Below are 26949 nucleotides of genomic sequence, written 5' to 3'. Positions count from 1 at the left end.
CAATATATTATGAAGAGAGAAATTATCACTACTGACGACGGTTCCACCTCTTTTCGCATCCCCGAGTGGGGTGAGAGCTTCCATTCCACGCACGGCGCTATTCAGGAAACCAAGCACGTCTTTATCAAAAACGGGCTTGCTCTGTTCAGTAACCAAAATATTTCAATCCTCGAAATAGGCTTTGGCACAGGGCTTAACGCCTTGGCTACTTTGGCTGAGCAGCCCCATCTCAACCTCAATGTACATTACGAAACCATCGAAGCCTACCCCCTATCGTGGCAAGAAGCCTCGCAGATGAACTACTGTGAGCTATTACAGCAGCCAGCACTTGCCCCTCTCTTTGCTAAGATGCACCAATGCCCTTGGAATGAAGAAGTTACCCTCAATAGCCATTTTATTTTAAAAAAAAGAAAACAGTTTTTCCAAGAGATTAACGACCTCTCCCAATTCGACCTTATCTACTTCGATGCTTTTGGCGCTCAAGTGCAACCTGAACTCTGGCAGGAAGATATCTTCCAGAAAATGTATAATGCCCTCAAAACCAATGGTATCTTAGTAACCTACGCCGCCAAAGGAAGCGTGCGACGCGCAATGACTGCCTGCGGTTTCACGGTCGAAAGACTACAAGGACCCCCAGGAAAAAGAGAAATGCTCCGTGCTACTAAAGCCTAAGCCCCAACTTGCCATCCTTCACTTCCAATGGGAAAGGGATATTGTTAGTATACAAACTGCCCGTACCCAAGCCCTGTGGCAAAGGGTTGCCAAGCATATATGTCCACTGGGCAATCGCATTCAAGCCTATATTGCTCTCAAGTGCGCTGGTTACCCACCAGCCAATGTTCAAACTCTCCGCCAGAGTTATCCATTGTTCAGATCCCTTATATCCGCCTATCAATGAAGGTTTTAAGATAATATACTGCGGACGAATTGCCTCCAGTAATCGCTGCTTTTCTTCCTTTGAAAACACCCCAATAAGCTCCTCATCAAGAGCTATTGGCAAAGGCGTCCGCTCACACAAGCGTGCCATAGCCTCCCACTGCCCTGCCTTGATAGGCTGCTCAATAGAGTGTAACTGCAAGTCAGCCAATCGATTGAGGTAATCCATTGCCTGCTCAGGCGCAAAAGCCCCATTAGCATCTACTCGTAGCTCGATATCCTCAGGTGAAAACTCCAATCTAATTCCTTGTAAAAGAGCATATTCTTCCGAAAAATCAATAGCCCCAATCTTCATTTTGATACAGCGAAAACCCTGTGCGAGCTTCTCACGTATCTGAGCCTTCATAAACTCTGGCTGCCCCATCCATACCAATCCATTGATAGGTATCTGAGCCTTCCCAGAGGTAAAATCCGATGGAAACAAATTGTACCAAGCCTCAGCTCTAAGTGATCTAAAAGCTTGCTCCACACCGAATTGTATCGATGGAAAAGCCTCTAAGTCAGCCCACAAGCGTTCTTCACCTAGGTGGATATGCGCACAAACCCACACCAACTTCTCCTCGTAATCCACACGATCATCTACGCTGAGTGTACGCAACAAACCGCATTCACCAACGCCCAATTTTCCATCCTCATTCAGCAGAAGAAAATAAGTATCCTTCTGCGTCAGCACCCCACGAGAAGTGCCCGACGGACGCTTAAAATTTAACACATATTTAATGTACGTTGCTCTCATCTTTTTACTAAACTTATTTAGCACTCTCTAATGGCATTGGAGGCGTGGCTGAGAAAATCATAGGAACGAGCGTTGAAAATCTCTACTGTTTGAGCGACCGCAGGGAGCGAGTTTAGAGATTTTCAGCGAGAGACGTTGATTTTCTCGCCTAAGCATCCACAGCCTTGAATTTTTGGTTCTTTTGTTTCAAGACAAAAGAACAGAAAAAACTAATCAGTTGTGAGTTATAATATTAGGAAATCAATTAAAACAACTTTACTTTTAATCTCCTTGTATTAGCGTCAATTACCTCAATATCAATTGCTATGTACTTCTCAGGTAGATACGAAGGCACTCGCTCAGCCCATTCAATAAAGCACCAATCGCCTGAGTACAGATACTCTTCAAATCCAATGTCAAAGGCTTCTTCCTCTTTCTTAATACGGTAAAAATCAAAATGATAGATAGTACCTTCCTCACTCATATAAGGATTGACAAGCGCAAAAGTAGGGCTCGAAACCGTATCACTGCTCCCCATAGCCTTCACCAAAGCCTTGATGAGCGTCGTCTTACCCGCACCCATTTCCCCACGGAAAACAATCACTCTTTCAGTGAGATAAGCCAATAACCGCTGCGCCACCAAGTCAATATCTACCAATGTATATACTATTTCCATACGATACTAATTACAGCGCAAAGGTATAACATTTTAGGCAATGGAGAAGCACATTTCCTCACATTTTTTAACAAATAAGCCATCTATTACCCTAAAAATTCGTATCTTTGCCGCCTCTTAACCAAAGATCGCTATATGAAATACATTGTTTTTACATTACTCCTCCCTTTCATAGGAATATCACAAACACTTGATACGCTGCCGCCATCACAAAAAGATAGCCTCCCCCTCCCCTCCACTATCGAAGGCGAAACGAAGGCGTATCGGATAAGTAAAGATGAAATCCTCATTTACAAAAAGCCCAAAATAAGTGATATCTTCAACAAGATACCGCGCAACTTTGGCAAGTCGGCAACGCTGATGGTTTCCAAGCCTTATTACCCCTATGGACTTGCCTCATTGGCAGCAACGGCGGCTATCATCCCTGCCGATCCTTGGCTGATAGAGGAAAGCCGCAACTTCGGTAAAAACTTGGGGCTGAATGAGGCACATACATATAAAAAACTGGGTTTCTTGAAGATTATCCCCGCAGATGTAAACTCAGCGATGTATTTTATCGGTAATGGCACTACGTTCCTGATCATCAGCGGAGGACTGGCTACCTATGGACTTATCACCAATAATTATAGAGCGAAAAGTGTATCGATGCAATTGGTGGAGAGCATCATCGTCTCGGGCTTGTTTGTGCAACCCTTTAAGCGCCTTAGTGGGCGTGAAAGCCCTTTCATCACCTTTGATGAGGGACGCCGCCACAGCCATTGGACTTTTGCCCCGAGCTTTGCCTCCTATCAGGAAGATACCCCGCGCTACGATGCTATGCCTTCAGGGCACCTCACCACGGCGATGTCTGCCCTTACGGTACTCATCGAGAACTATCCCGATCACAAATGGATCAAGCCTGTGGGCTACACCGCTCTCGGTCTGATGGCCTTTGAGATGATGCAGAGCAAAGTGCATTGGGCGTCCGACTACCCCATCGCACTCTTCGTGGGGTACATCACGGGTAAAACTATTGCTGATAGGCGTATCACTCGCCAGAAAATCAATGAGAACCTTGAGCAGCCTACCAATCGCTACACCTTTGATCTATCCACTTCTACCACCCTCGACGGCTACCAAATGGTTGGCTTCAATCTGCGCTTTTAAAGGATTGTCATTTATACATAAAAAAAGGATTTCAGCCATTCGCCGAAATCCTTTTTATGTAAATAAGTGTAATAGATTAACTGTTGAGTTGCTTCTCTAAGGCAATCGCTTTAGGGAATAGCACGTTATTCTCCAAGTGAATATGGCGATGCAAATCCTCTTCAAACTCTTGCAACATCGCAAAAGTAACACGGTAAGTGTTACAAGCATCTGCTGGCGGAGTGTAGTTATTGCTCAGCCGTGCAATCTCAGCAAAACGATCGCCCTCAACTGTATGTTCGTGCATCATCATTGCAATGGGGTTCTCCACAGTGCCGAAGTGAGCTGTCTCAAGTGGCTGTCCTGTCTGCTGTGCCTTCACAAGTTCACCTATAAAAGGGAATAGTACGCGCTCTTCCTTTTCAAAGTGGTTTGCCAAATCGTGCGCACTCTCTGTAAAAATACGATTGATTTCAAACAACTCTGGGTGTCTTTCACCGTGCACTCTGCACAGTTTATCAAGGAATTGCAATAGGATTGGCGTTTTATCGTGCACGTACTGATGGTGGATACGCACAATGTAGTTCGCCAGCAGATCCAAGGGCCAGCTACTCACATCCACCTGATCACCTTTCCCCTGTGGGATTGCGTTGAGGTCATTGATAAGACTCTGCTTATCAACATCCTTTTTATCACAAGCCTCATCAATGGTTCTCCCTCCTCTACAGCAAAAGTCAATGCCATACTTCTTAAATACCGCAGCTGCACGGAAATCGTCAGCCACAATTTCTCCAATAGTTTTGTCTGTCAAACTCATAGTGTTTTTAAATTTTCGGCAAAGGTACAACTTTTATTTCAAATAAAAGACTTTTGTAACTTTTTATTTTTAGAGGCTTATCCTCATAAGAATATACAAACACTTAGATCTGATACATTTTTTGATAAAAGTACCCAATAATCATTGTTTATATAGAAAGATTCTACGAAAAAAATAGGTATTATTAGACATACAGATATTTCTAACAACACTTTCTATACGATTTAACACTTTTTCTATTATTATTATTAATATTTTAACATTTTATTTGGTTATTATGCGTTAAAAACCATCATTTAAAATACGAATAATAAATTAGATAAACATTAAATACATAATTATCACTGCTAAATCGCTTATTTTTTACATATAAAATATTTTTTAAAAAAAAAGTTTGAAAATAATTTGGTAGTTAAAAATTTTAACGTACCTTTGCAGCAAAATAAAGACTTTTTCATCAACCAACATTTATGAGAATGGTTGTGTTAAAAACGATATAACAAACAAAAGTTTTTTTCATAATTATTATTTTTAAGTTTTCTTTTTTATTATTAAATTAAGCTGTGTAAAGATTCATTTATACAGCTTTTTTTATTTCTAAACTTCTCCCTACGCTGCATAAAAAAGCCGAGTATCTTTTTAGATACTCGGCTTTGGGAGTTTTATTATTAATTAAATTACTATACTATCTATAGAGTGTGAAGTGACCGTTGAAGGTTCTATCATCAAATTCATCATTGAGTTCGATGATATACCAGTAGTCGCCTGTTGGCATTGGCTTACCTTCATAGTTACCATCCCAAGCCTCTCCTTGTGAAAGGGTCTTGATGCGGCGTCCGTACCTATCATAGATATAAGTCTTGATGAATGGGAACTTCTCAACATTACGTGGAGTCCAAGTATCAAACGTACCATCTCCGTTTGGTGTAAAGTAGTTTGGTATGAAGATATCAAAATATTCTTCCTTGAACGTCTTAGTAATCGTACAGCCCGCAGTATCTCGTACTAATACATCAATGAGTTTGTACTTTTTACCGTTGACTGGATCAGTAAAGTCAGGATCTGTCTTCTTGAGCTCATACACGTTGTTGGTATCGTGGTCATCACCATTGAAGGTATAGTAATAAGGCTTCTTACCTCCTACTCCTTCTACTACCAAGGTATTAATTTGCGTAGTAGGTGATTTAACGATATTTGACAACTGATAGATCTCCTCAACTGTCACAGGTTTTGTAAGGGTATGGTTACATACCTTTGTAGCACCTGTCACAGAATGTACATCTGAATAAATGATTTCGAGGGTTTGAGTAGCAATACTACGATCGAACCTATTTTGATCAATATATCCAGCACTTATACCGTTATTGCGTGAGAAGGTTTGCGCAGGACCTCCGTTGAGTTTATAAGTAATCTTATTGAAGTCAACTGGATCTTTGAAGCGTACTTCTATCCACGTGCTAAACTCATTGTTATCACAGTTATAACCCTGCTCGGTAGTTGCTTCGAGGTCTGGTGCTGACTGTACGACAAACTCGTAAGTTGGTGACATTGTACAGCCTCCCCCTCTACTGCTATCTTTCACGATGAACTCATATTCACCTGCTGCCAAACCTGGTACTCTCTCCGTAGTGCCTGAAGCTACTCCAGTCTTTGTATAGAGTGCAACATTTGTTCCTTTATGAACTATTTGTACATCATAAGGTGGTCGTCCGCCTTTTATTTCATAGTCAACCCACGCATCTTTATCTTTGTGACATACTAAGAGCATTGAGTTGGTAATTGATACCGTAATGGCTTCTGGCTCCTTAATTTCTATCTGATCCTTGCGGAAGGTACAACCCCAAGTATCCATTATTTCTAATGAGTACATACCTGGTAATAAGTCGGTGAACCTTGTATCAGTTTGCGTACTTGCATTCAGGTTCGAGTCAACAAGAGTATAGTAATACCTTCCTGAACCACCTGATACATTAGTCACTTCGATAATACCATCGGAGCTGCCTTTACAAGTAGGCTGCTGTGTTACACTCACTGTGGCAGTAATTGTATCTGGATATTTAAGTCCTACTTGTGTAGTACCTGATACATTTGAACAACCCCAAGCATCTGTAACAGTAATTGTGTAAGTCTGTATACCTCCTGAGAAGCCTGTCGACATCAAGCCTGTGAAGAGCGCCCCATCACCATCTTGGTTGATGATTTGCTGACCTGTGATACCACCTCCTTGGATATCTACCTTGTAAGGTGCCCAACCACCAGTTACTCTCACAAAGATTTCACCACGATTGTTATCACAAGTTACGCTGAAGGTTTCTTGAGCAAATACTTCTATTGGTTTTTCTGCTTGAACAAGTTCAAAGGTTGTTTCTGCTTTACAATGGCTAAGAAGTGCTTCAGCTTCTACTCGGTACTTACCTGCTGGTAGGCCCCCGTGAGGAATACTACCACCTGTGCTAGTACCTGTGTACTGAGGTCCTGTTGGCAAAGTGTAGATAGTATAGTTGAAGCCATTAGCTACTTGGTCACCATCCGATAGACGCGTATCGGTTAGCTCTAAGGTGATAGAACCCGTACCACCGAAGCATTGTACACGTACTGGATCTTTAGCCTCTAACAAGAGAGTGTTAGGATTAAGCACATCGTAAGAAGTGGTAATCTCACATCCTGTTAGAGTATTCTTCGCTCTGATCACATAGCCCGATGGATCTGTAAGCGTAAGCGTCCAAGTAAGGGAGTTGAGCGTTGCACTTTGTATTGGTGCAAATTCACCTACCTTGGCTATCGAGTACTCAATAGGCTCATTGTTGTATACTGTAGTGGTACTTACTGTTACTACTAGAGTTTCATTTTGTGCACAAGTAAGCGCCTGTGTTTGAACTGCTGTCAGATCACTCATTATCAATGTAGGTGATACTGTTACCGCAGTGCTTGTCACACTACAACCATTAGCATCATATACCTCTACGTGGTAAGGTGTCGCCACCGTTACGTACGATGGTAAGGTATAAGTATACTCAGTTACTCCTGTTGTGAAGTTCTGCTGGTTGAGTACCGTGGTACCTTGCTTGAATTCTACACGTGTATAAGGAGTTGAACCTCCTGAAAGTGCACTTAAGTCGAACTTCAAGGTTGGGTTAGATGTACTACCATCAGCCTCACACTTGTAATCAGTAGCTGTAAGGGCATTTGGTGTTAATACCAATTGCTCTGGCGATTCAACTGTTACGCTCATCGTAGTTGTACAACTTTGGGCTGTCATAGCTTTGATGAGGTACTGTGCACCACCTAACGAAGCTGCCTTCGTTGGCACATTATTAAATATCACATAATTACCATTGATAGCCTTAGTTACACCTGCCATCGGCATACCTGGGGTAATTGGTGTAATAGTAAAGTCGTAAGGTGCTGCACTTGCTGGGTTAGCCTTCACTCGTATGGTTGAAGTGCCTTGGTAGCAAGTAGGCGTACTTACTGACATCAACTCCAAGGTAGGCATATCAGGTGTACGAACCACAAAGTCCTTAATCCTTGCACACTCAGCTGAAGTACCGAAGGTTGTCGCATCGTATATACTGATGCGGTAGTTACCTGCACCTCCAGATACAATAGCGTTATGTGTTGTACCAGCTACATTCGTGCCTGGGGTCACCTGAACTATCTCGCGTTCAGTAGGTAATCCCTTATCAACTACCTTGCTAATACCTATCTTATAAGCTCCTGATCCGCCTGTGATATTATTCACGTGGATAGTTACTGTATTGGTAGCTCCACAAGGTATTAATGGATCGTGCGAAGCATCAAAATCCATCAACTTGTACACATTTACTGTGGTGCTGGTTTCGCAACCATTAGCATCGCGTAAGTAAATAGTGTAAGGCGGTGTTTGTGGACCTAAGCGTACTGGCAATAGGAATTCACCTACTGAGACATCTAAGTTCTGCCAATTGGTCACCCCATCAATTCTATACTGGTGCTGACCAACACCGATGGTTGTCATTGTGAGCTTGATTGGATAATCCGCTCTATCGCTACAAGCATCATCAGCCGTTGCTGAGGCAATCGAAGGCTGAGGATCTAAAGCCACTGTTTGGGTAACAGTCTGCTGCATACATCCTGAACTATCGCGAACGAATACCATCCAAGTACCTGAGATAACATCTTTCGATACACCATCAGTTGAATTGGTAAGAGCGTTATCCAGCGCTACCCCTGTTGGTACTGGGGTTGCCATATTGTGGTAGTAATATTTGTAAGGAGCTTGACCACCTTGTACATCTACCACTATTCTACCCAAACCATCAGAAGCTGGTTGTTTACAGTTAGCTTGTTTTACCACTGTTGCAGAGACAGTTACTGATGAGGTCGATTTGCCGATGATAAAGTCATCAGAACCTTTTGTACATCCTGTTCCGTTCTTATCGGTAAAGAGTACAAAGTAACGTCCTGCTGGGATTCCTGTTATAGTGAAATCTTGACCTATAGTAGGTGCTGCAGTTGGGTTCAGCGTGCCAGTTACTGCTGGTGTAGCTGCTACCAACGGATTCGATGGTGGGTATACATACACGTCATACTTAACTGGTGTTGGCGTTGGCCAATCACTCAAGTGTACGATTACTTTACCATCGTTATTGTTGATACAAGTAGTTGATGCAGTGCCTACCACATTCACTTTCAACGGAGATTGTGTTGGTACTGGTATGCTTGCTTCTTGGCGATACATACACTGGCTACTTGTATGGAATACTACAAAAGTATACTTAACTCCTGGTACCAAACCTGTAAAGGTATGTGTTGAGGCTTGTACTTGTCCGCCTCCTGATAAAGTGGTTGTTACTACAGCACCACCTCTGTACCAAGTGTCGTTGGTTCCATCTGCATTCGGTACAGTTTCTGTTGGTAAGGTTGGGTTAATCAACTGACCCATACCTTCACGATATACCGCAAAGTAGTATGCATCAGTAGATAAGTGGCTACCTGTAATATTATAACCTGAAACGGCTATCTCACCTGTAGCTGCCGAGCAACCTATGTTAGCACTTGGGCGCGTATCAATCTTATTAGCCTCGCCTGCTACTGTGAAGTCATAGTGATAAGTACAACCTTTAGCATCCTCAACTACTATCTGATAAGTCGCAATATCTAAGCTATTAAACTGTTGTAATGCCCCTGCTGGAATAGCAGTTCGTGTTTCGGCGTCTACACCGTTCTTCTTCAGTATCACTTTATATGGTGCAGTACCACCCGATTGTATCGTTACTTGTGCACTACCCAATTGTGTACCCGCTGCCGAGCAAGTAAGCCCTTGATGAGTAGCCGTTACTACCATCGCAGCTGTTTGGGTAATAGTAAAGCCTATTGGTGCAGATTGGCACTGACCGCTATCTCTCAAGGTAATGGTGTAAGTACCTACTGCCAAACCAGCGATATCACCTACTGAGAGGGTAGTGGTTGTAATTCCGTTATAGAACAACATTGTGTACGGCGGTATACCTCCTCTAATACTTGAAGGATTGATAAGCACCTTACCTGTAGCTCCTCCCGCACAACTTACGTTTTCAACGGTAGGTGTTACTGTAAAGGTAGGTCGACTCACTTTCACTTCAAACTTGTTAGAAGTCTCTTCACAGTAGTCGCCATTATCCATCTGATAACGTACCTTGAAGTAGTAATCACCCTCTACACGTGTCTTGAATGAGAACACATTACCTGATTGTGTAAGGCTCATACCTGTTGGTATAGATGTTGTAAAGCCAGTTGTTGGTGAATTGCTCCACAAGAACTCTCTTGTACCTGCCTTACCACCTGAATAGGTAACTGAGAAGGTTGCCTCACTGTTAGGTGCACAAGTAAGAGGATCAACCTGTACAGCCTGCATACGGAATGGATTATCCACTGTGTAGCTTGTTGAAGCATCACAGCCATAAGCATCCTTCACAACAAAGTTATAAGTGTTTGCCGTCAAGTTCTCATAAATGATGAATGTGCTTGTTGAGCTAGTACCTGTTTCAAAGGTAGCCCCACCATCTTTACTGAACTGGTATCCTCCATTACCGCTGATTACCTTCACTTGTATACGAGCTGAGTTACCACCCTTATAGCAAGGCTCTAAGTCTTCAACAGTAATACTCAAAGTCTTAGGTTGAGGCACCACAAAGGTTGCCGTAGCAGTACATCCATTAGCATCTTTCACTTCTATTTGGTAAGTACCTGCCCCTATGTTGAAGTCAGCCTCATTATTAACAGCTGGATTGCTTGCCCCTGGCGTACCTCCACCTATTGGTTGGAAGCTGAACTGTGTATAAGGTCGAGCTCCTCCCATAGCAGTAAAATGTGCGGTACCAAGTGGGTTCGAGCAAGTCACTGGTGCTGTAATAGTAGCTGTAACTGTCAGCGGATCTGGCTTCTTAATAGTGTAGTTAACCTCTGCCTTACAGCTGTGATCATTTGCCTTACGTACAAAGATAGTTCCATTTGCTACAGCTGGTAGCCCTGTAATAGTTGCTACCCCTTGGCGCGGTGTCACAGCTGTCAATGTGATACCTGTCCACGTAGTAGTACCTGCCAATTGATACTCAACAGCAAGCGATGCTGGTGGATTATCAACTACCAAACGCAACTGACCGTCACCACCACATTTCTCATCTGAAGCTGTACCCGTTACCTTGAATGCACGGTCGTTATCAATCTTCACTGAAACGCCCTCAGCTCTTACCTTACATACCTTCGTAGGTTGTGAAAGCTGAATATCGTCAACCGCCAAGTCGCTACCTATTGCTGAAGCAGGCGCTATATTCCTAATTTCAAACAGCACCGCACTAAGCGTTACATCTACCCCTGCAAAGGTCACTTTCTTCTGTTGCCAAGCTCCTGAACGGCTTATCTCTCCTAACGATTTCTCAACATACTGAGTCAAGTTGCCAGGGTTGTAGATCCTTACCACCAAGTTAGGGTTCGTGCCTCCAATGAAGCTCGATGGCAATAGGTTGAACAATTGTACTGATACACTGAGCTCTTGTCCCACAACCACATCACGAACGATATGGCGATATACCACACCATTGTCATTATCTGGTGAGCTACCATTGATAGCTAAGTATCTACCATTAGCCATTCCTGAGGCATCAGTTGGGGTTGGGCTTACCCAGTTAGGGCTCGACGGCACTTGCTGAGTAATCATATATTGGTTATCACCCAAAGTAGCCGAATTACCCGCGCAAGTGATCAGCACTGCACTGCTATCGCAAGTATTAGTACCTGTACCAAAATCCTCATTGAAAAGTATATTAGGTGTAGTACCTGTTGCAGTAGTAGGAGTATAATGTATGTAAATACTGTAAATACCTGGTGAAAGCGTAAATACATTCGATGTACGTGTCTCACTAAGTGTACCGTCATCCTTAATCACTTGGTACTCGTAAGTGCCTGCTGGATTTGCAGTAACCGTAAATGTACCCTTACCATCACAATCGTACTGTACTGCTGTAATAGTCGCCGTAGCAGGTACAATTGGCTTAATACTAATAGGTATCTCAATAGTACACTTATTACTATCACGCACAAACACAGAAGTCGCTGATGAGCCTACCCTTAATATAGGGCTTGGTTGATAGTTCACATTATCAGTACTAAACTCATAGCCTGACCCTGTACCACCACGTACATTATTCACGTGAACGATATACTGAGTAGGAGTCTGAGTGTCGCACGATATATCCTCAGCTACACCTGCCGAAGCCTTCAAAGTGCTCTCTATACTATTAATGTAGATATTAGGATTTGTATACGTACAAGTATTGCTACTTGATAGCGTTACCTTTATTTCTAATTCATATCTACCTTCTGTCAAATTATTAAAGTAGCCTGTCGAGTTACTACCCACAGTCTGCACCCTCGCACCTGTATTATCCAACTTATACAAAGTAGATACTACATTCTGCTGTGTATTATAAGTCACTGATATCTGACCTGAGTTAGGCGCAGAGCCACACAAGATATCACGCTTATTAATAGTGTATCCTAAGAACCCTTCTGGATAAATATCTACCTCAGGAGTAACCGCAAATGCTGTATTGGCATCCTTAGCGAGGAATACATACTTACCTGGTTGTGTAATGGTTACATCAGCTTCAACAAAACTTGCTCCTGCTGGTATCGTAGCAACAACTGTACCTGAGTTAAACGGTGCAGAAGTATAATCGCTATAGCGCGCCACCCCATCTACACTCCATATAATGAACTCATAAGGATTCTTACCACCATCAGCCTCAAAGCGGATAGTACGCTTGTTACAATCCTTCCAAGCCTTTGGTATTGCCCTCGCAGTAAGGGTCGTATTCTTCTCTATCTTCTGAATCAAAGTTACCTTACAGCTATCAGGAAGTGATGGCGAAGTAACCTCAACAGTATAAGTATCTGGCGCAGTGATAGGCACACGATATTCGTGGTCATCAATCACAAATTGCTGTCCATTCTGAGGCACTACGTTCCCCGCCGAATTCTTCAACACATATTTATATTGAATGCCAGCCGTAGCCATACGGATAGAAATAAACCCTTGTTGATAGCTGGTCACATTTCCGAAATCTACAATAGCACCCGAAAGCGAGTTCGTAAACACATCAAAGTAGAAATACTTATCACATCCTCCCGTCTTCGAAGTAACCTTCAATCGATAGTGACCCTGTGTGTTAGCTACATAAGTATTATTGCTATGCTCTTTTACCCAAGCCGAATCATCCTTGTTAGGACAGTTAAGGCTTGATGGCGAAGCGCCTGATTTGAGCTTTTGCCATTCAATAGTTGAATCAGTAAAGTTCACAACAATATTACGCGATGGCTGGTTACACAAAATAAAGTGGCTCACCCAAGTACCATCACCAGGGCACACATCCCCACCATTAGCCTGAGGCTTGATTGGGTCTGCAACATCCGCAGGGTTTTGTAGCTTAATATGTTCAGTAGTAGTATACGAAACACCATTACAAGTAGTGATCTTCTCTACCTTATAATCCGCTGGGTCAGTAGCATCAAAGAAGCGAGAGTTAGACGCCCCTGTTTGCAATACATTATTCTTATACCACTTGTATTGTGCAAAACCATCAATAGCTGATAACCTTATAGTCTCACCTGGGCAAGCCAACTCTGTTCGATCACAAGAAGAAGTCGATATAGCGATCGTCTTACTTGCTGTCGAACTATCCTGCATCTTACAAGCACCGTTACCACCTTCATAAGTCATTGTATATGAAGATTGCAACAAGTTCATACAAGGCTTACCTATATCAGCACAAGTAGCCTTCAAGGATATAGGTATAAGTATTGTGCGCAAATTGCTACCCGCTGTAAGCGTTTGATACGGAATTTCAAACTTAAAGGTATTACCTGTTCGCGTAAAAGTAGGCTTATAGTGTAGCCAGCTCGCACCCGAAACATCAATACGCGAGTCATCTATCGTTACATTAGCGTGCGTAGGCAGAGTAACCTCCAAAGTCGATGAAGTTACCGCCTCTGTACCTTGGTTTTGATAAGTAATACGGTAATAGAAATTCTCATTCAATGCCAAGTCTCTGTTAATCACATTCCCAGTACCATCCACATAGTCATTCTTCACCACCATATTGATAGCACGCGATTTCACCGTCACAGTAAAGGAGCAAGTAGAAGTATTACCTGCCGCATCCGTAAAGGTGTACACCACCGTGTGAGTACCTATACCCATCCTCTCACCACTCTTATGGCTTTGAGTGTAAGTAACCACACCACAGTTATCAGTAGCAGTAACTACCCCCCAAGTAGGCTTCCCATAGCATTGCCCTGTCAGCGCATTATCTACTATAGGTGCTGTTGGGCAACCTGTGATCACTGGTGGCTGCGTATCCGATGCAAAAGTTACAGTCACCGATTTCGTACCCGAACCCGACGTACACAAAGTAGCATCCTTCAAGCTATGAGTCACTACATAAGTAGTCGCCCTATCCACCGTATCGGTAACACTTTGCCCTGTACCTATTGAAGTAAGCGAGCCTCCTGTCTCAACTCTGAACCATTCAATGTTGAACAACTGCTCCGAACCATCAAAGGTCAGCTTCACCTCTCTACCACACGGAGGCGAAACGAACGCATAACGAACCCCTGGTTCTGAATAGTTATTAGCCAACACCGACTTCTGGTAAGGTAGCTCACCACAGCTATGCTTCACTATCACGGTGTAATTGCCATCAGCCACATTCTTGAACACATAACCTGTAGCTGTCGAAGTAGCCCCTCCTGCTCCATATTCAGGTGAAGACGCCACCTCAACCCCTGTGGCAAGGTTTAGCAACTTAAATTGCAATGGATATTGTATGTATTCAGGGTTCTTGATGTTCACCGCTACGATGCCCGAACCCGCTGCTGCCGAGCACGAAGTGCCCACGACATCAACATCCAAATTGCCAGCAGGCCTAATAGTAAAGTACGCCTTGCTCGTATGATATGCTATAGTACCATTCCCCTCTGGATCTGAAGTATAGGCATCATTAGGGCGGATATAAGTATAACCATTATTTGATGTCGAAGGATCTAACGTCTCCCAGTGCATATTTTGTGGATAAGGTAGGTTTTCCTTATTGTCATCAATACGCCACATCTTCACACGCGCATAGTAAAATGCCTGAGTTTCGAATACATAATCCCCAGGTTGTAGGTTTGAGAAGATACCACTTCGCAAGCGGAAATAACCTGGTGAAACATTATCATAGTCGCCCGTAGCTGGGTTTTTCCTGAGCAAGCGCATCTGCAAGTTCTTCACCGTACCTGCCCTCGGTGCCGCTATCTCATAGGAAAGCGATCCATTCACACCACAGCCTGGTTTCACTTCAAACTTCTCTGTGGTGTATTGCATAGGGGTATCAAGGTTAAAATCGTCAGTAGCTGTATTGCCACACTTATCCTTAATAGTGATGCGATACTCCCCAGCGGGCAAGTCACCAAACTCAAAGCGTTTTATAGTCGATACATCTGGATTATCTACTTCTCTTACTAATGGGAAAGTGATCGTCTCAGTACGTGTCTTCTCAAATGGTAAACTTGTTTGGAAAGAATAAGGTCGTGTAGTCCCTGACTTACCGTCGTCTAAGTAATCAACAGTAACTGTGATTGGGTAGTTATACATATAGTTACCCAACCATTTACGGATAGATACAGTTCCTTTAAAGGCACCGTTATTTATCTCAAGTCCATTGAATGGATCTTTAATACCTGCTGCTACAGGTTTAATATAACGCATACGCTCAGGTTGGTAGCAGCTAACTACCCCTGCGGCATTTCTACTTACAAACCTCACCTTGTAATAACCCTCTGGCTGGTTTGTTAAGTTAGCGTAATTTTTATTGATCCACGTATAGTCACTCCCTATATTGAGTTTCACCCAAGCAGGGTCATTCATTCTGCTGCTAGTATAGTTCGGATCCCAACCTGGGTCGCCAACACCTGTCCACTTATAAACCTCATAGTAATAGCCAGCACCTGGTACGGTAGGGTCTTTTATCCAATTATCAACACTTTCCCAGTGGTATTCACCAAAGTGTACTTTTCCACCATATTCATTATTAAACTCTATCTTCCTCTTATACGTATCTACGTATAAATATTTAGTATTAGCTGTACGTGTACAATTGCCGCTAGGGTCTAAGTTTGAACGATCAAGCACTTCTAACGCTACTATACCATCTACATTAAGGAAGAAATAATCAGGAGATATTAATTTATTTACCTTGTTGTCATTTAAGTTTACAATACCCTTTGAAAGTTTGAACTTCTCTTTAATAGGTGTCTTTCCTAATTTAATTTCAAATTCTACTGTGTCATCCTCCTCGAATATCCAAGGGGTGTAGTAAGAATATCCCTTATTTAGTCCCCCTGCCACAGGATTGTTTTGGTACGTAGTAGTAATATCGTATTCCCCTATGAAATTACCTGCTTTATCCCAGCGTCTTACTACTGCTGTTTTTGCAGGACTTGTTTTGATAGCATTTTCTAACTGTGCAATTGGCAAAGAACCTTTACGCCTGATCTGTAATGAAAGACGGAACTTACAGTCAGTATTTTTTTGTAGTATTGAGTTTTCTTCTACCTTCTCGAACTCCATACAAGCTACATTCTCGGTAGCTCCTGGTATGGTAATATCCATTGTTTTTATTTCACCACAATTAGCTACACCTCCAGCCAAATCCTCTATGGTAAGTTGGTAGCCATAGCCATCTCTGATAGGTTTAGCAGTAGTACCTTGTATATTTACATTCAGCACAGCTCCTGCTGTCTTAGTAAGTGTTTGATCATATATAACGGTGCTACCCTTAGTGAATTTAACCTTAAAAGGCCCCTTAGCCCCTGCTACAATCTGGAAACTCAACCCCCCATCATCGCCTGAGCCTATACAGCTCGGGCCTTTGATATTGAGTTTGTTCCCTACAAAATCAGGAGCTACATACGATGAGATTACAGGCACGGACTTTGAAGCTACATTTGCCGTTACCAGATCCTGCACAGTAACGGTATAGTTACCCGCTTTAAGAAGGGTAAACTCGTATTTGTTATTAGTAGTCCCTATTTGCAAATCCTGAACGCGCTCAGTAGGTTCTCCTGGTACAGCCAAGCGCACACGTAGGGTCTTGCCTGAAGGTCCCATCGTGTTGGGAAGCGTCACCAAGATCTTCCCATCAGAATTACAGACCCCTGCGGTAGGCACTGCTGTAAACCCATTCAAGTTCAGCGTTTGCGCTACCATCGCAAAAGTTGCAATGAAAATAAAAACAATTGTTAGAAAAAACTTTTTCATAAGGCTATATGCTATATTTGAAACACAGTATTTTTTTTGTATTTTTATACTTTAATGCACAAAAGTATACATTTCCTACAAACCTACCAAATGCCTTCAATGCAAATGTTAAAATGAAAAACTTTGTCCGAGATGTAAAAACAAACCTCTTAAATACAACATAAAACAATAATAATCAATATAATAAAAGTACAAAACACAGTGTAAAAGCCTTTTACAGTAGAGAAAAAATGACACATATTTAACTGATTTTTTAACTTTTTATATGTAAAATTTAACATTTTCATAGCCCCTTTTTATAGTAAAAACGGGTAAGAAATACCCTACCTAAAACTCTATTTTTACATTTTAAAGAACTTTTTACACAGTAAAATAATACTACTTATACAATAAAATCACATCATAAAAGTAGTTTTACCTCAGTTTACAAACTTGTAGCAGTTTTTACACAAACAGGTCAATCGTACAAAAGTACGAGGTTATGACTATGCAAAGTGTGTAAAAAGACTATTTTTCATATAATTGTAATTCGTTGGTTGTTCGATGATTGTATACTAAACCTAATATAAACCTAATACTATGGTAATACTGAGGTAATACTATCCTTCGGCGTTCCTTCGGTGTTCGTCCGTATTGCATCCGTAATGAGTTCGATGTGAACGGCAGATGAACCCGAGATCTGTAGTGCTTTCTTAGGAAATAGAAATAGATAGAGATAAGGCATAAATTTCGTGCGTTTGATCTGTTATACAAAACTCTTTTTTGTGTATGTCTATTTTTATTTGTACCTTTGCCGTCTCAATAGCACTAAAATGAGTCAAGAGTATTCTTATCACAAACCCGTATTGCTCAGTGAGAGCATTGAAGGTCTGGATATTAAGCCAGAAGGCACCTATGTGGATGTCACCTTTGGTGGAGGTGGACACTCACGCGAAATCCTGCGCCATCTGGGTAGCAGCGGTCGCCTCTTTGCTTTCGATCAAGATGCAGACGCTATCAGTAATACTATTGACGACGAGCGTTTTACCCTCATTCAACAGAATTTTAAGTATGTAAAGCGCTACCTAAAGTTCTACGGCATCACTCAGGTAGATGGTGTGCTAGCTGATTTCGGGGTGTCATCACACCAGTTCGATGTGCCTGAACGAGGCTTCTCCACGCGCTTTGAAGGCAAACTCGATATGCGTATGAATCAGCAAGATTCACAGTCTGCACAGGACGTTCTTAACAATTATGACGAGACAGCGCTCACTCATATCTTTAGTCTTTACGGCGAATTGAAGAATGCTAAGGCAATGGCTCGTGCCATTGTAACAGCCCGCAAAGAGCGACCTATCCACACAGGTGCCGAATTGCAAGCTATTGTAAGTCCTTTCCTCCCCAAGATGAAAGAACTCAAAACTTTGGCACAACTCTATCAAGCTATACGCATTGAGGTAAATCAAGAGATGGAAGCTTTAGAGGTTTTTCTATTACAACTACCTGACATAGTGCGTGAAGGTGGACGTATCAGCCTTATCAGCTATCACTCCCTTGAAGATCGCTTAGTAAAGCGTTTCATCCGTGACGGGCAGTTAGAAGGTGCTCCTGAAAAAGATTTTTATGGCAATATATCTGTCCCTTTCAAAAAAGTAGGTGGAATGATCACTCCCTCAGAGGATGAGATCAAGGAAAACAGCAGAGCCCGAAGTGCTAAACTGAGGATAGGTGTAAGGATTTAAAAACAACTGAAGAACTAAGAAGAAAATTAAAATAAATAATGGGAAAAGCAACTAACGAAATAAAACATATCCTTCGCGGGAAATTCTTAGTGGAGGGCAAAGAGGCTGTCAAAAACTGGACTTTCATAGGCTTCCTCTTCGTCTTAGGCGTTATTATGATTGCCAGCGCCCATAGTGTGGATAGGCGCGTTCACCAGATAGCACGCCTGAACGATGAGGTTAATGAACTCAAGAGTCAATTTGTCGATATACGTTCGCGCTTGCAAAAAGTGCGTTTAGAGTCTACGTTATTAGATCAGTTAGAAGCACGTGGACTTCAGCAGCCTGAGCAGCCACCTCAAAAGATCAAAGCTATCATTGAAGAGTAATATCTTATGGGAAAGAAAGAAAAAAAGATAACAGGTAGAACTTTCTTCGTAGCAGGTATGATGCTTGCTATCGGGCTTTTCATAGCTTTTAAACTCATCAAACTGCAAATTGAAGGAGAGGCTTATCGCGAAAGGGTTGATGAAACCACCCTCCGTGAGGCGGATATCCTCCCCAGTCAAGGCAACCTCTATTCCGATGATGGAAGCCTCTTAGCCACTTCTGTTACGCGCTATACCATCCGCTGGGACGCTGTTGCTCCTTCCTCTCGTGACTTTAATAAACTGATCAATCCTCTCTGCGATTCCCTGTCAAAGATGATGGGGAATTCAAGCAGTTACTATCGCAATCTATTCAGAAAAGAACGCCTAAATAAAAATCGCTATATGCTTGTAGCTCATAACTTAGGTTATAGCGAGTACATCCGTATAAAGCGCTTTCCTCTCTTCTCAAAAGGTCCGTACAAAGGCGGACTCATTGTTGAACGCAATATCAAACGTGAATACCCTCTTGGTGGCATTGCTAATCGTAGTATTGGTTACGCCCGCACTGATGAAACAGGCTATACTACTCGTGTAGGACTTGAAGGTGCTTATGCCAACTACCTTTTGGGCACCAAAGGTCGCCGTGTGGAACAAAAAATTGCTCAAGGACAGTGGAAGCTCGCTAGTGGCTTTAACATCATTGAGCCCAAAGATGGCTATGACGTAGTTTCAACTATCAATATCAATATTCAGGATATTGCCCACCACGCCTTGCTCACTCAACTCAAGAAATACAAAGCAAAACACGGCTGCGTGATCGTGATGGAGGTGAGTACTGGCGAGATTAAAGCTATCTCTAACTTAGAACTCAACCCTAAGAACGACACTTACTCTGAGCGCTACAACTTTGCTGTAGGTGAGGCACACGAACCTGGCTCTGTATTTAAATTGATGACCGTAGTGGCTACCTTAGAAAAACGAGCCATCGACACTACCTACACCGTTGATGTTAGGGATGGTAAAGTGCAGTATTATGACAAAACCTTTCAGGATTCACAACATAGGTTCACAGGGCGCATCAGCCTGTCAAAGGCCTTTGCAGTCTCTTCCAACGTAGGGATGACTGAGCTCGTACACAGCCTTTTTGCAAAAACTCCCAGCGACTTCACTTCACAATTGCTACAAATGAACTTAGGGCTGCGCTTAGGGCTGCCTATTTTGGGGGAAGGTGAGCCTTTTATCCCAACTCCTAAGGACAAGATGTGGAGTGGGGTGACCCTCGAATCTATGGCGATAGGCTACTCAGTGAAAATCACTCCTTTACAGAGCTTAGCTTTCTACAATGCCATTGCCAACGGTGGGGTGATGATAAAACCGCGTTTGATTAAAGAAGTACGGGAATGGAATAAAGTTATCGAGAAATACAACGCCGAGATTATCAACAGCAAGATATGTTCCCCAGAGACAGCCCGCAAGGCAAAAGGCTTGTTGGCAGATGTTGTAGCTCGCTCTTATGGCAGCGGTCACCGTTTGCATTCCGATGACTTTTCGATGGCTGGCAAAACAGGTACTGCCCGTAAAAACTACGCCAGTGCGGATAAAAGTAAACTGAGCTATATATCGTCGTTCGCAGGGTTCTTCCCTGTGGAAAGCCCAAAATATTCGTGTATCGTCGTCATTCACGAGCCCGACAAAAGTGTGGGTTTTTACGGAGCGGATGTGTCAGGACCTGTATTTAAAAGTATTGCTCATAAAATTTATACCAATTCACTGCTGATGGATACCGTGGATGACGTTGATAAAGTCTCCTATGCTTCTGCCAAGAACTATGAGGACTATTATGCCAAATCTGCAAAGTTCAAAACTATTATGCCCGACCTACGTGGTATGGCAGCTATGGATGCTGTAGCTCTCTTAGAAAATATGGGTTGTCGCGTACGCCTGACAGGCACAGGAAAAGTAAGCACTCAGTCGGTAGCCTACGGTACAAAGATAACCCCAGGTACTTTTGTAAATCTTCAGTGTGGGACAGTATCTGAATGAGAGATTTTAAGAAATAATAACTAAATAACATAAGAATATGAACACAAGTACAGAAACAAACAAGATGAAAGCTTCAGCACTGATAAGAAGTAGCTATAAACCTAAAAAGGTTGAAAATAAGAATAAAGAAACCGAGACAAAAACAGAGAAGAAAGAAAAAGATAAATAATCTCTGACCTCTAATTTCTATACAATGATTTTAAAAACTTTATTAAAAGATATCACTACCGAAGCTATTATCGGTAGCATTGAACTTGAGATCACCTCACTCTGCTTTGATTCACGCAAAGCCTCTCAAGGCAGCCTTTTTGTAGCCGTACGAGGTACTGCGGTGGATGGGCACACTTTTATTGAAAAGGCCATTGCTCTTGGAGCTGTGGTAATCGTCTGTGAGGAGTTGCCCAACACTTTACACAAGGAGGTTACTTATGTGCAAGTGACAAATAGTGGCAAAGCCTTAGCTTTATTAGCTTCTGCCTACTACGGCAAGCCTTCACAGCAGCTCAAGCTCGTAGGCGTCACAGGCACTAATGGCAAGACTACCATTGCCACACTGCTCTATGAGCTTTTCCGTGAGGCAGGCTATAAGGCAGGACTGCTTTCTACTGTTGCCGTCTATATTGATGATGAGCGCCACGAGGCTACTCACACCACTCCTGATCCACTGGAACTCAATGCTCATTTAGCTGCAATGGTACAGAAGGGTGTTACCCATTGTTTTATGGAGGTAAGTTCTCACGGTATCGACCAACATCGTTGCGAGGGATTACACTTTATGGGAGGTATCTTTACCAATCTCACCCACGACCATCTTGACTACCACAAAACTTTTACCGCTTATCGTGATGTAAAGAAACGATTCTTTGACAATCTTCCTCGAGAGGCTTTTGCCTTGGTAAATGTCGATGATAAAAATGGCTCCTTTATGTTGCAAAACACTCGTGCCACCAAAAAGACTTACGCTCTAAAAACCCTTGCTGACTTCAAGGCGAGGATCATTGAAAGTCGCTTTGATGGCTTACTTTTAAAAATAAACAAGCAAGAAGTATGGACGCAACTCATCGGGCGCTTTAATGCCTACAACCTTTTAGCAGTATATGCCACAGCAACACTTTTAGGCTTAGATAGCTTGGATGTGTTGCGCCTGATAAGCAAGATAAAACCCGTGACAGGTCGCTTCCAAGTAGCAGTAAGCAGCAGTGGCGTGGTCACCATTGTTGACTATGCTCATACCCCCGACGCTCTGCAAAATGTTTTAGAAACCATCAATGACATACGTTCCCACAAGGAAACCCTCACTACTGTAATAGGCTGTGGTGGCAATCGCGACAAATCCAAACGCCCTGAAATGGCTGATATTGCCACAACCCTCAGTGATGCTGTAATCTTCACCAGCGACAATCCCCGTGATGAAGACCCTAAGACGATCCTTCGTGAGATGGAAGCAGGAGTACAACCTCAAAACTTCCACAGAGTACAAACCATTACCGATCGACGCCAAGCCATTCAGTCAGCAGTGAAAAATGCTGAGAAAGGAGACATCATCCTCGTTGCAGGGAAAGGGCACGAAACCTATCAAGAAGTCAAAGGGGTGCGCTCTCCTTTCGATGATCTCAAAGTTATTCAGGAATTTTTACTCCTATATGGAAAGTAATTCCAGAAATTATTGTACCTTTGCCGCCGATAACTAATTACACCAAAAGCTGTTCGCTAATATGTTGTATCATTTATTAGAAACCTTAGAAAAATACTACGACTTCCCTGGTTCAGGATTATACAAATACCTCTCTTTTAGAGCAGGTATGGCTTTGATATTATCCTTACTTATCTCAATTGTCTACGGTAAGCGTATCATCCGCCTCCTACAACGGAAGCAAATTGGCGAGACAGTCCGCGACTTAGGTCTAACAGGTCAAAGCGAGAAAGCAGGAACGCCTACAATGGGGGGAATTATCATCATTTTAGCAACACTCATCCCTGTGTTATTACTGGCTAAGTTGGATAATGTATATGTCATCTTACTAATTATCACCACTATATGGATGGGTACTATCGGCTTTATTGATGATTATATCAAAACCTTCCGCAAAAATAAAGAAGGTCTTAAGGGGCGTTTTAAAGTCCTCGGGCAAATAGGCTTAGGCATTATCGTAGGGGCAACACTCTATTTTAACCCCAATGTAACCGTAAAGAATGAAAAGGCAAGCTTTGCAAAAATCCAAACAGAAAATACTATCCCTACTGAAAACAACCTCACCGAAGAGGTAAAATCAACTAAAACAACTATCCCCTTTGTAAAAAACAACGAATTTGACTACGCCGATCTTATTGCTTGGACAGGCGAAAACGCTCATAAATACGTATGGCTTGTATTTATCCCATTGGTAATCCTCATCGTTACAGCTGTCTCCAACGGTGCTAATCTCACTGACGGAATCGATGGACTTGCTGCGGGAAGTTCGGCTATCATTGTGCTTGCTCTGGGGATCTTCGCTTGGATCTCTGGCAATATCATCTTCTCTCATTACCTCAATATTATGTATATCCCACGAGTGGGTGAGCTTACCGTCTTCATTGCAGCCTTTGCAGGTGCCCTTGTAGGGTTCCTGTGGTACAACACCTACCCCGCACAAGTCTTTATGGGCGATACAGGGAGTTTAACCATCGGAAGCATCATTGCCGTAATCGCCATCGCTGTTCGTAAGGAGCTCCTCATACCCATCCTTTGTGGTATCTTCTTAATAGAAAACCTCTCCGTAATCATACAAGTAGCTTACTTCAAATACACAAAGCGCAAATATGGTGAGGGCAGACGTATCTTCCTAATGTCTCCGCTTCACCACCACTATCAGAAAAAAGGCTTCCACGAAAGCAAAATAGTGATGCGCTTCCTCATCGTAGGCATCTTCTTAGCCGTGATTTCAATTGTCACACTCAAGCTGAGATAGAACAAAGCCTGCAAAACAATACTTTTAATTGTAGTTTTCAACAAATAAATGAAAATAGCGCCCTAAAAGAAGTCTTTATATATACCAATCTCATCCCCAACAGATAAAATATATTGAAAGCGTTGTATCTAAAAACAGAGGTAAAGTAAATAAGGACAAGCCTCAATAAATATTTACCGCTAATAAAAATAAAAGAGCCCTTACTTATAGGTACTTATAAATCAACGCACAACAGAATTAAAACTACTTTTTAAATAAAAAATCAGTAAAAAGTTTTCCCTATTACAAAGAAACATCGTACTTTTGCGCCGTCTCAAAGGGGTGCTGTAACAGGCTGAGATCATACCCATAGAACTTGAACAGGTAATACTGTTAAAGGAAAAAGAAGCGTTAACGCTTGTTCCTGCTTTTGGGTAGCACGAACAGGCTTTTTTTATTCACCACCAAATAATTACCTCTTTTATTTGTAAAATACAACATTTTACAATGAAAAAATCATTACTTGGCGCAGTACTTTGCCTATTACCTATGGCAATAGTAGCGCAATCACAACCCATCCAACTCGATGAGGTGCTCGTATCTGCTGTAAGAGCAAAACAAACCAATCCCGTAACATTTAGCAATCTCTCCAAGAAAACCATCAAGGAGAAAAACACAGGGCAACAGCTCCCTCTGCTCCTCAATCAGCTACCCAACGTAGTGAGTTATAGCGAGGACGGCACAGGCTTTGGGGCTACCAATATGTTCGTTCGTGGCTCCAACTTAGAGCGCATCAACGTAACCATCAACGGCGTGCCCTTCAACGATGCCGAGTCGCACGGCGTATTTTGGTATAACCTCTCCGACTTCGCTGCCTCAGCTGAAAACATCCAACTCCAACGTGGCGTAGGAACTTCCTCAAACGGCTCAGGAGCCTTTGGAGCAAGCCTCAATGTGCTTACCGACGCCATCCAAAACGATGCCTCTGCCGAGATAGCCAACTACTACGGAAGTTACAACACACACAAGCACGCTGTCAAGCTCTCCACAGGCAAAATAAACAACCGTTTCGAACTCAGTGGACGCTTCTCCGTTATCAAATCCGATGGATACCGCGACCGTGCCTCTTCCGACCTCAAATCCTACTTCCTACAAGGAGCCTACGCCTACGGAGGAACCCTCATCAAAGCCCTTCTCTTTGGCGGACGGCAACACGTCTATCTCACTTACATAGGCTTAGATAAAGAAACCCTCGAAAAAGACCGTCGCTACAATCCTGCTGGCGAATACTACGATGCCGCAGGTAATAAGCACTTCTACAACAACGAAACCGATAATTACGCCCAAGACCACGCCCAGCTACACTGGTCACAACAATGGGGCTCCTCGTGGAACTCCCATCTCGCCTTCCACTACACCAAAGGCAAGGGCTATTGGGAAAACTACGAGAAAAAAGCCTACTCCAAAGTCGGGCTCCCTTCGCTTGGCAAGGACGCCAAAGGCAAAGAAAAGAAAGCCTACATCATCCACCAGCAAGGGCTCGACAACGACTTCTACGGAACCACTTTTGATATCAATTACCACAGTAATAAGCTCGAAATCATCTTCGGTGGTCTCGCAAACCGCTACGAAGGAAGCCACTATAAGGACTTACTTTGGGCTGAAAAAGCCTCCTTCACCTACGGGAACCGCTACAGCTACGAAGGCATCAACCCCAAAGGCGAGCTCTCAGCCTTCTCAAAAATCACGTGGCAGCTCACACCACACTGGAGCCTCTTCGGTGATTTACAATACCGACACGTCACCTATCGCGCTGATAAATACAACGTTAACGAACACCTCTCCGCCTTTAATCCAAAGGGAGGCATCACCTTCAGCATCAATCCCGATAGCCACCTCTACATTTCCTATGCACGTGCCACTAAGGAACCCAATCGCTCTGATTATAAGAACTATACCGATGCCCTTGCCGATAATCCCGAAGCAAAAAAGCCACTCCCTGAGAAGCTCAACGACTTCGAACTCGGTTGGCGATTTACAGGCAGCGATCTACAGCTAAACCTCAATGCTTATTATATGCAATACACTGACCAACTGGCTCTTACAGGTAAGCTAAACGCAACGGGCTACCCCATACGCGAGAACGTAGGCAAAAGCTACCGCGCAGGGGTCGAACTCAATTTGAGCTACAAAATCTCCGACCGATGGCTGTGGCAGCCTAACATCGCTTACAGTCAAAACAAGAACAAAAACTACAAAATCACCGACCCTACTGATAAGACCAAAACTATTGACCTCGGCGATACTCCTATCTCCTATTCACCTGCTGTGATAGCTGGCAATACCCTCACTTTCTTCCCTTTAAAGGATCTCGGAATGAGCCTAATCACCAAGTACGTCAGCAACCAATACGTCGATAACACCAAGCATAACGACGCCAAATTAGAGGCCTATTGGGTAAACAACTTCGCCGCTACCTACCTGTGGAAACCTCGAGCCGTTGCTAAAGAGGTACTCTTCTCCGTACAAGGGAATAACATCCTCAACAACAAGTATGTAGCCTATGCCAACAACGATTACGGAATGAGTTACATCCCCGCAGCAGAAGCCAACTACTTAGTAGGGGTAACCATTACTTTCTAAGTCCGCTGACAGAAAATATTTCTGTCAGCCCTTTTACCTATCCTACTCGAACACATCTCGAACACATCCCGAACACATCTCGAACAAACGAGGTGTGTTCCCTTTTTTACACAAAAGCAATATCGTAGAAAATACAACTGATTTTCGGATAAAATATGAAAAAATGAAAAATCACCTTT

General features: G+C 42.9%; 14 protein-coding genes. 9 read left to right on the top strand and 5 right to left on the bottom strand.

The genetic code is table 11. From position 1 onward, the window contains the following. The first annotated feature begins 9 nt into the window (after nt 1–9). Entirely contained in the window at nt 10–672 is a 663-nt protein-coding gene (gene mnmC2, locus AXF12_RS04835; RefSeq protein ID WP_066428810.1) for a tRNA (5-methylaminomethyl-2-thiouridine)(34)-methyltransferase MnmC2, read from the top strand. On the opposite strand, the gene AXF12_RS04830 is transcribed toward mnmC2, so the two are convergent. Both AXF12_RS04830 and tsaE read right to left on the bottom strand, forming a co-directional pair. Beyond that, entirely contained in the window at nt 662–1672 is a 1011-nt protein-coding gene (locus AXF12_RS04830) for an o-succinylbenzoate synthase (protein WP_066431784.1), read from the bottom strand. The genes mnmC2 and AXF12_RS04830 overlap by 11 nt on opposite strands. A gap of 244 nt (nt 1673–1916) precedes the next feature. Continuing rightward, nucleotides 1917–2327: a tRNA (adenosine(37)-N6)-threonylcarbamoyltransferase complex ATPase subunit type 1 TsaE gene (gene tsaE, locus AXF12_RS04825; RefSeq protein WP_066428808.1), complete on the bottom strand. Its 411-nt coding sequence runs from the start codon at nt 2325–2327 to the stop codon at nt 1917–1919. Between the two features lie 135 nt (nt 2328–2462). On the opposite strand from tsaE, the gene AXF12_RS04820 reads away from it, so the two are divergent. Beyond that, nucleotides 2463–3473 carry a phosphatase PAP2 family protein gene (locus tag AXF12_RS04820; RefSeq protein WP_066428807.1) on the top strand — a complete coding sequence of 337 codons (1011 nt, stop codon included), beginning with the start codon at nt 2463–2465 and terminating at the stop codon, nt 3471–3473. Nucleotides 3474–3549: 76 nt separating this feature from the next. On the opposite strand, the gene ric is transcribed toward AXF12_RS04820, so the two are convergent. The 3 genes from ric to AXF12_RS12255 form a co-directional block, all read right to left on the bottom strand. After that, the gene (gene ric / locus AXF12_RS04815; RefSeq protein ID WP_066428806.1) at nt 3550–4269 is read right to left on the bottom strand and encodes an iron-sulfur cluster repair di-iron protein; all 720 of its coding nucleotides are present in this window, start codon (nt 4267–4269) and stop codon (nt 3550–3552) included. A gap of 685 nt (nt 4270–4954) precedes the next feature. Further along, nucleotides 4955–17086: a T9SS type B sorting domain-containing protein gene (locus tag AXF12_RS04810; protein ID WP_066428805.1), complete on the bottom strand. Its 12132-nt coding sequence runs from the start codon at nt 17084–17086 to the stop codon at nt 4955–4957. Between the two features lie 577 nt (nt 17087–17663). Then, nucleotides 17664–17810 (bottom strand): hypothetical protein, encoded by a 147-nt coding sequence (locus AXF12_RS12255; protein ID WP_159429708.1) that lies wholly within the window; start codon nt 17808–17810, stop codon nt 17664–17666. Between the two features lie 88 nt (nt 17811–17898). On the opposite strand from AXF12_RS12255, the gene rsmH reads away from it, so the two are divergent. The 7 genes from rsmH to AXF12_RS04780 all read left to right on the top strand — a co-directional run bounded on the left by rsmH (nt 17899) and on the right by AXF12_RS04780 (nt 26770). Continuing rightward, the gene (rsmH, locus tag AXF12_RS04805; protein WP_066428804.1) at nt 17899–18807 is read left to right on the top strand and encodes a 16S rRNA (cytosine(1402)-N(4))-methyltransferase RsmH; all 909 of its coding nucleotides are present in this window, start codon (nt 17899–17901) and stop codon (nt 18805–18807) included. Nucleotides 18808–18845: 38 nt separating this feature from the next. Beyond that, entirely contained in the window at nt 18846–19175 is a 330-nt protein-coding gene (locus AXF12_RS04800; protein ID WP_066428802.1) for an FtsL-like putative cell division protein, read from the top strand. 6 nt (nt 19176–19181) lie between these two features. Continuing rightward, nucleotides 19182–21200, top strand: coding sequence for a penicillin-binding protein (locus tag AXF12_RS04795; protein ID WP_066428800.1), 2019 nt, complete (start codon nt 19182–19184; stop codon nt 21198–21200). A gap of 37 nt (nt 21201–21237) precedes the next feature. After that, nucleotides 21238–21369: a hypothetical protein gene (locus AXF12_RS12645; RefSeq protein ID WP_257721646.1), complete on the top strand. Its 132-nt coding sequence runs from the start codon at nt 21238–21240 to the stop codon at nt 21367–21369. 24 nt (nt 21370–21393) lie between these two features. After that, the gene (locus AXF12_RS04790) at nt 21394–22854 is read left to right on the top strand and encodes a UDP-N-acetylmuramoyl-L-alanyl-D-glutamate--2,6-diaminopimelate ligase (RefSeq protein ID WP_066428799.1); all 1461 of its coding nucleotides are present in this window, start codon (nt 21394–21396) and stop codon (nt 22852–22854) included. A 61-nt stretch (nt 22855–22915) separates the two neighbouring features. Next, a complete protein-coding gene (gene mraY, locus AXF12_RS04785; RefSeq protein ID WP_066428796.1) occupies nt 22916–24148 on the top strand; it encodes a phospho-N-acetylmuramoyl-pentapeptide-transferase in 1233 nt (410 codons plus the stop codon). Between the two features lie 486 nt (nt 24149–24634). Then, nucleotides 24635–26770, top strand: coding sequence for a TonB-dependent receptor (locus AXF12_RS04780; RefSeq protein WP_066428789.1), 2136 nt, complete (start codon nt 24635–24637; stop codon nt 26768–26770). The last annotated feature ends 179 nt before the right edge of the window (nt 26771–26949 follow it).

The organism is Capnocytophaga haemolytica (assembly GCF_001553545.1).
Taxonomy (GTDB): Bacteria; Bacteroidota; Bacteroidia; order Flavobacteriales; family Flavobacteriaceae; genus Capnocytophaga; species Capnocytophaga haemolytica.
Note: the sequence above shows the minus strand (reverse complement) of the source record. Positions and strands in the feature narration are given on the sequence as shown.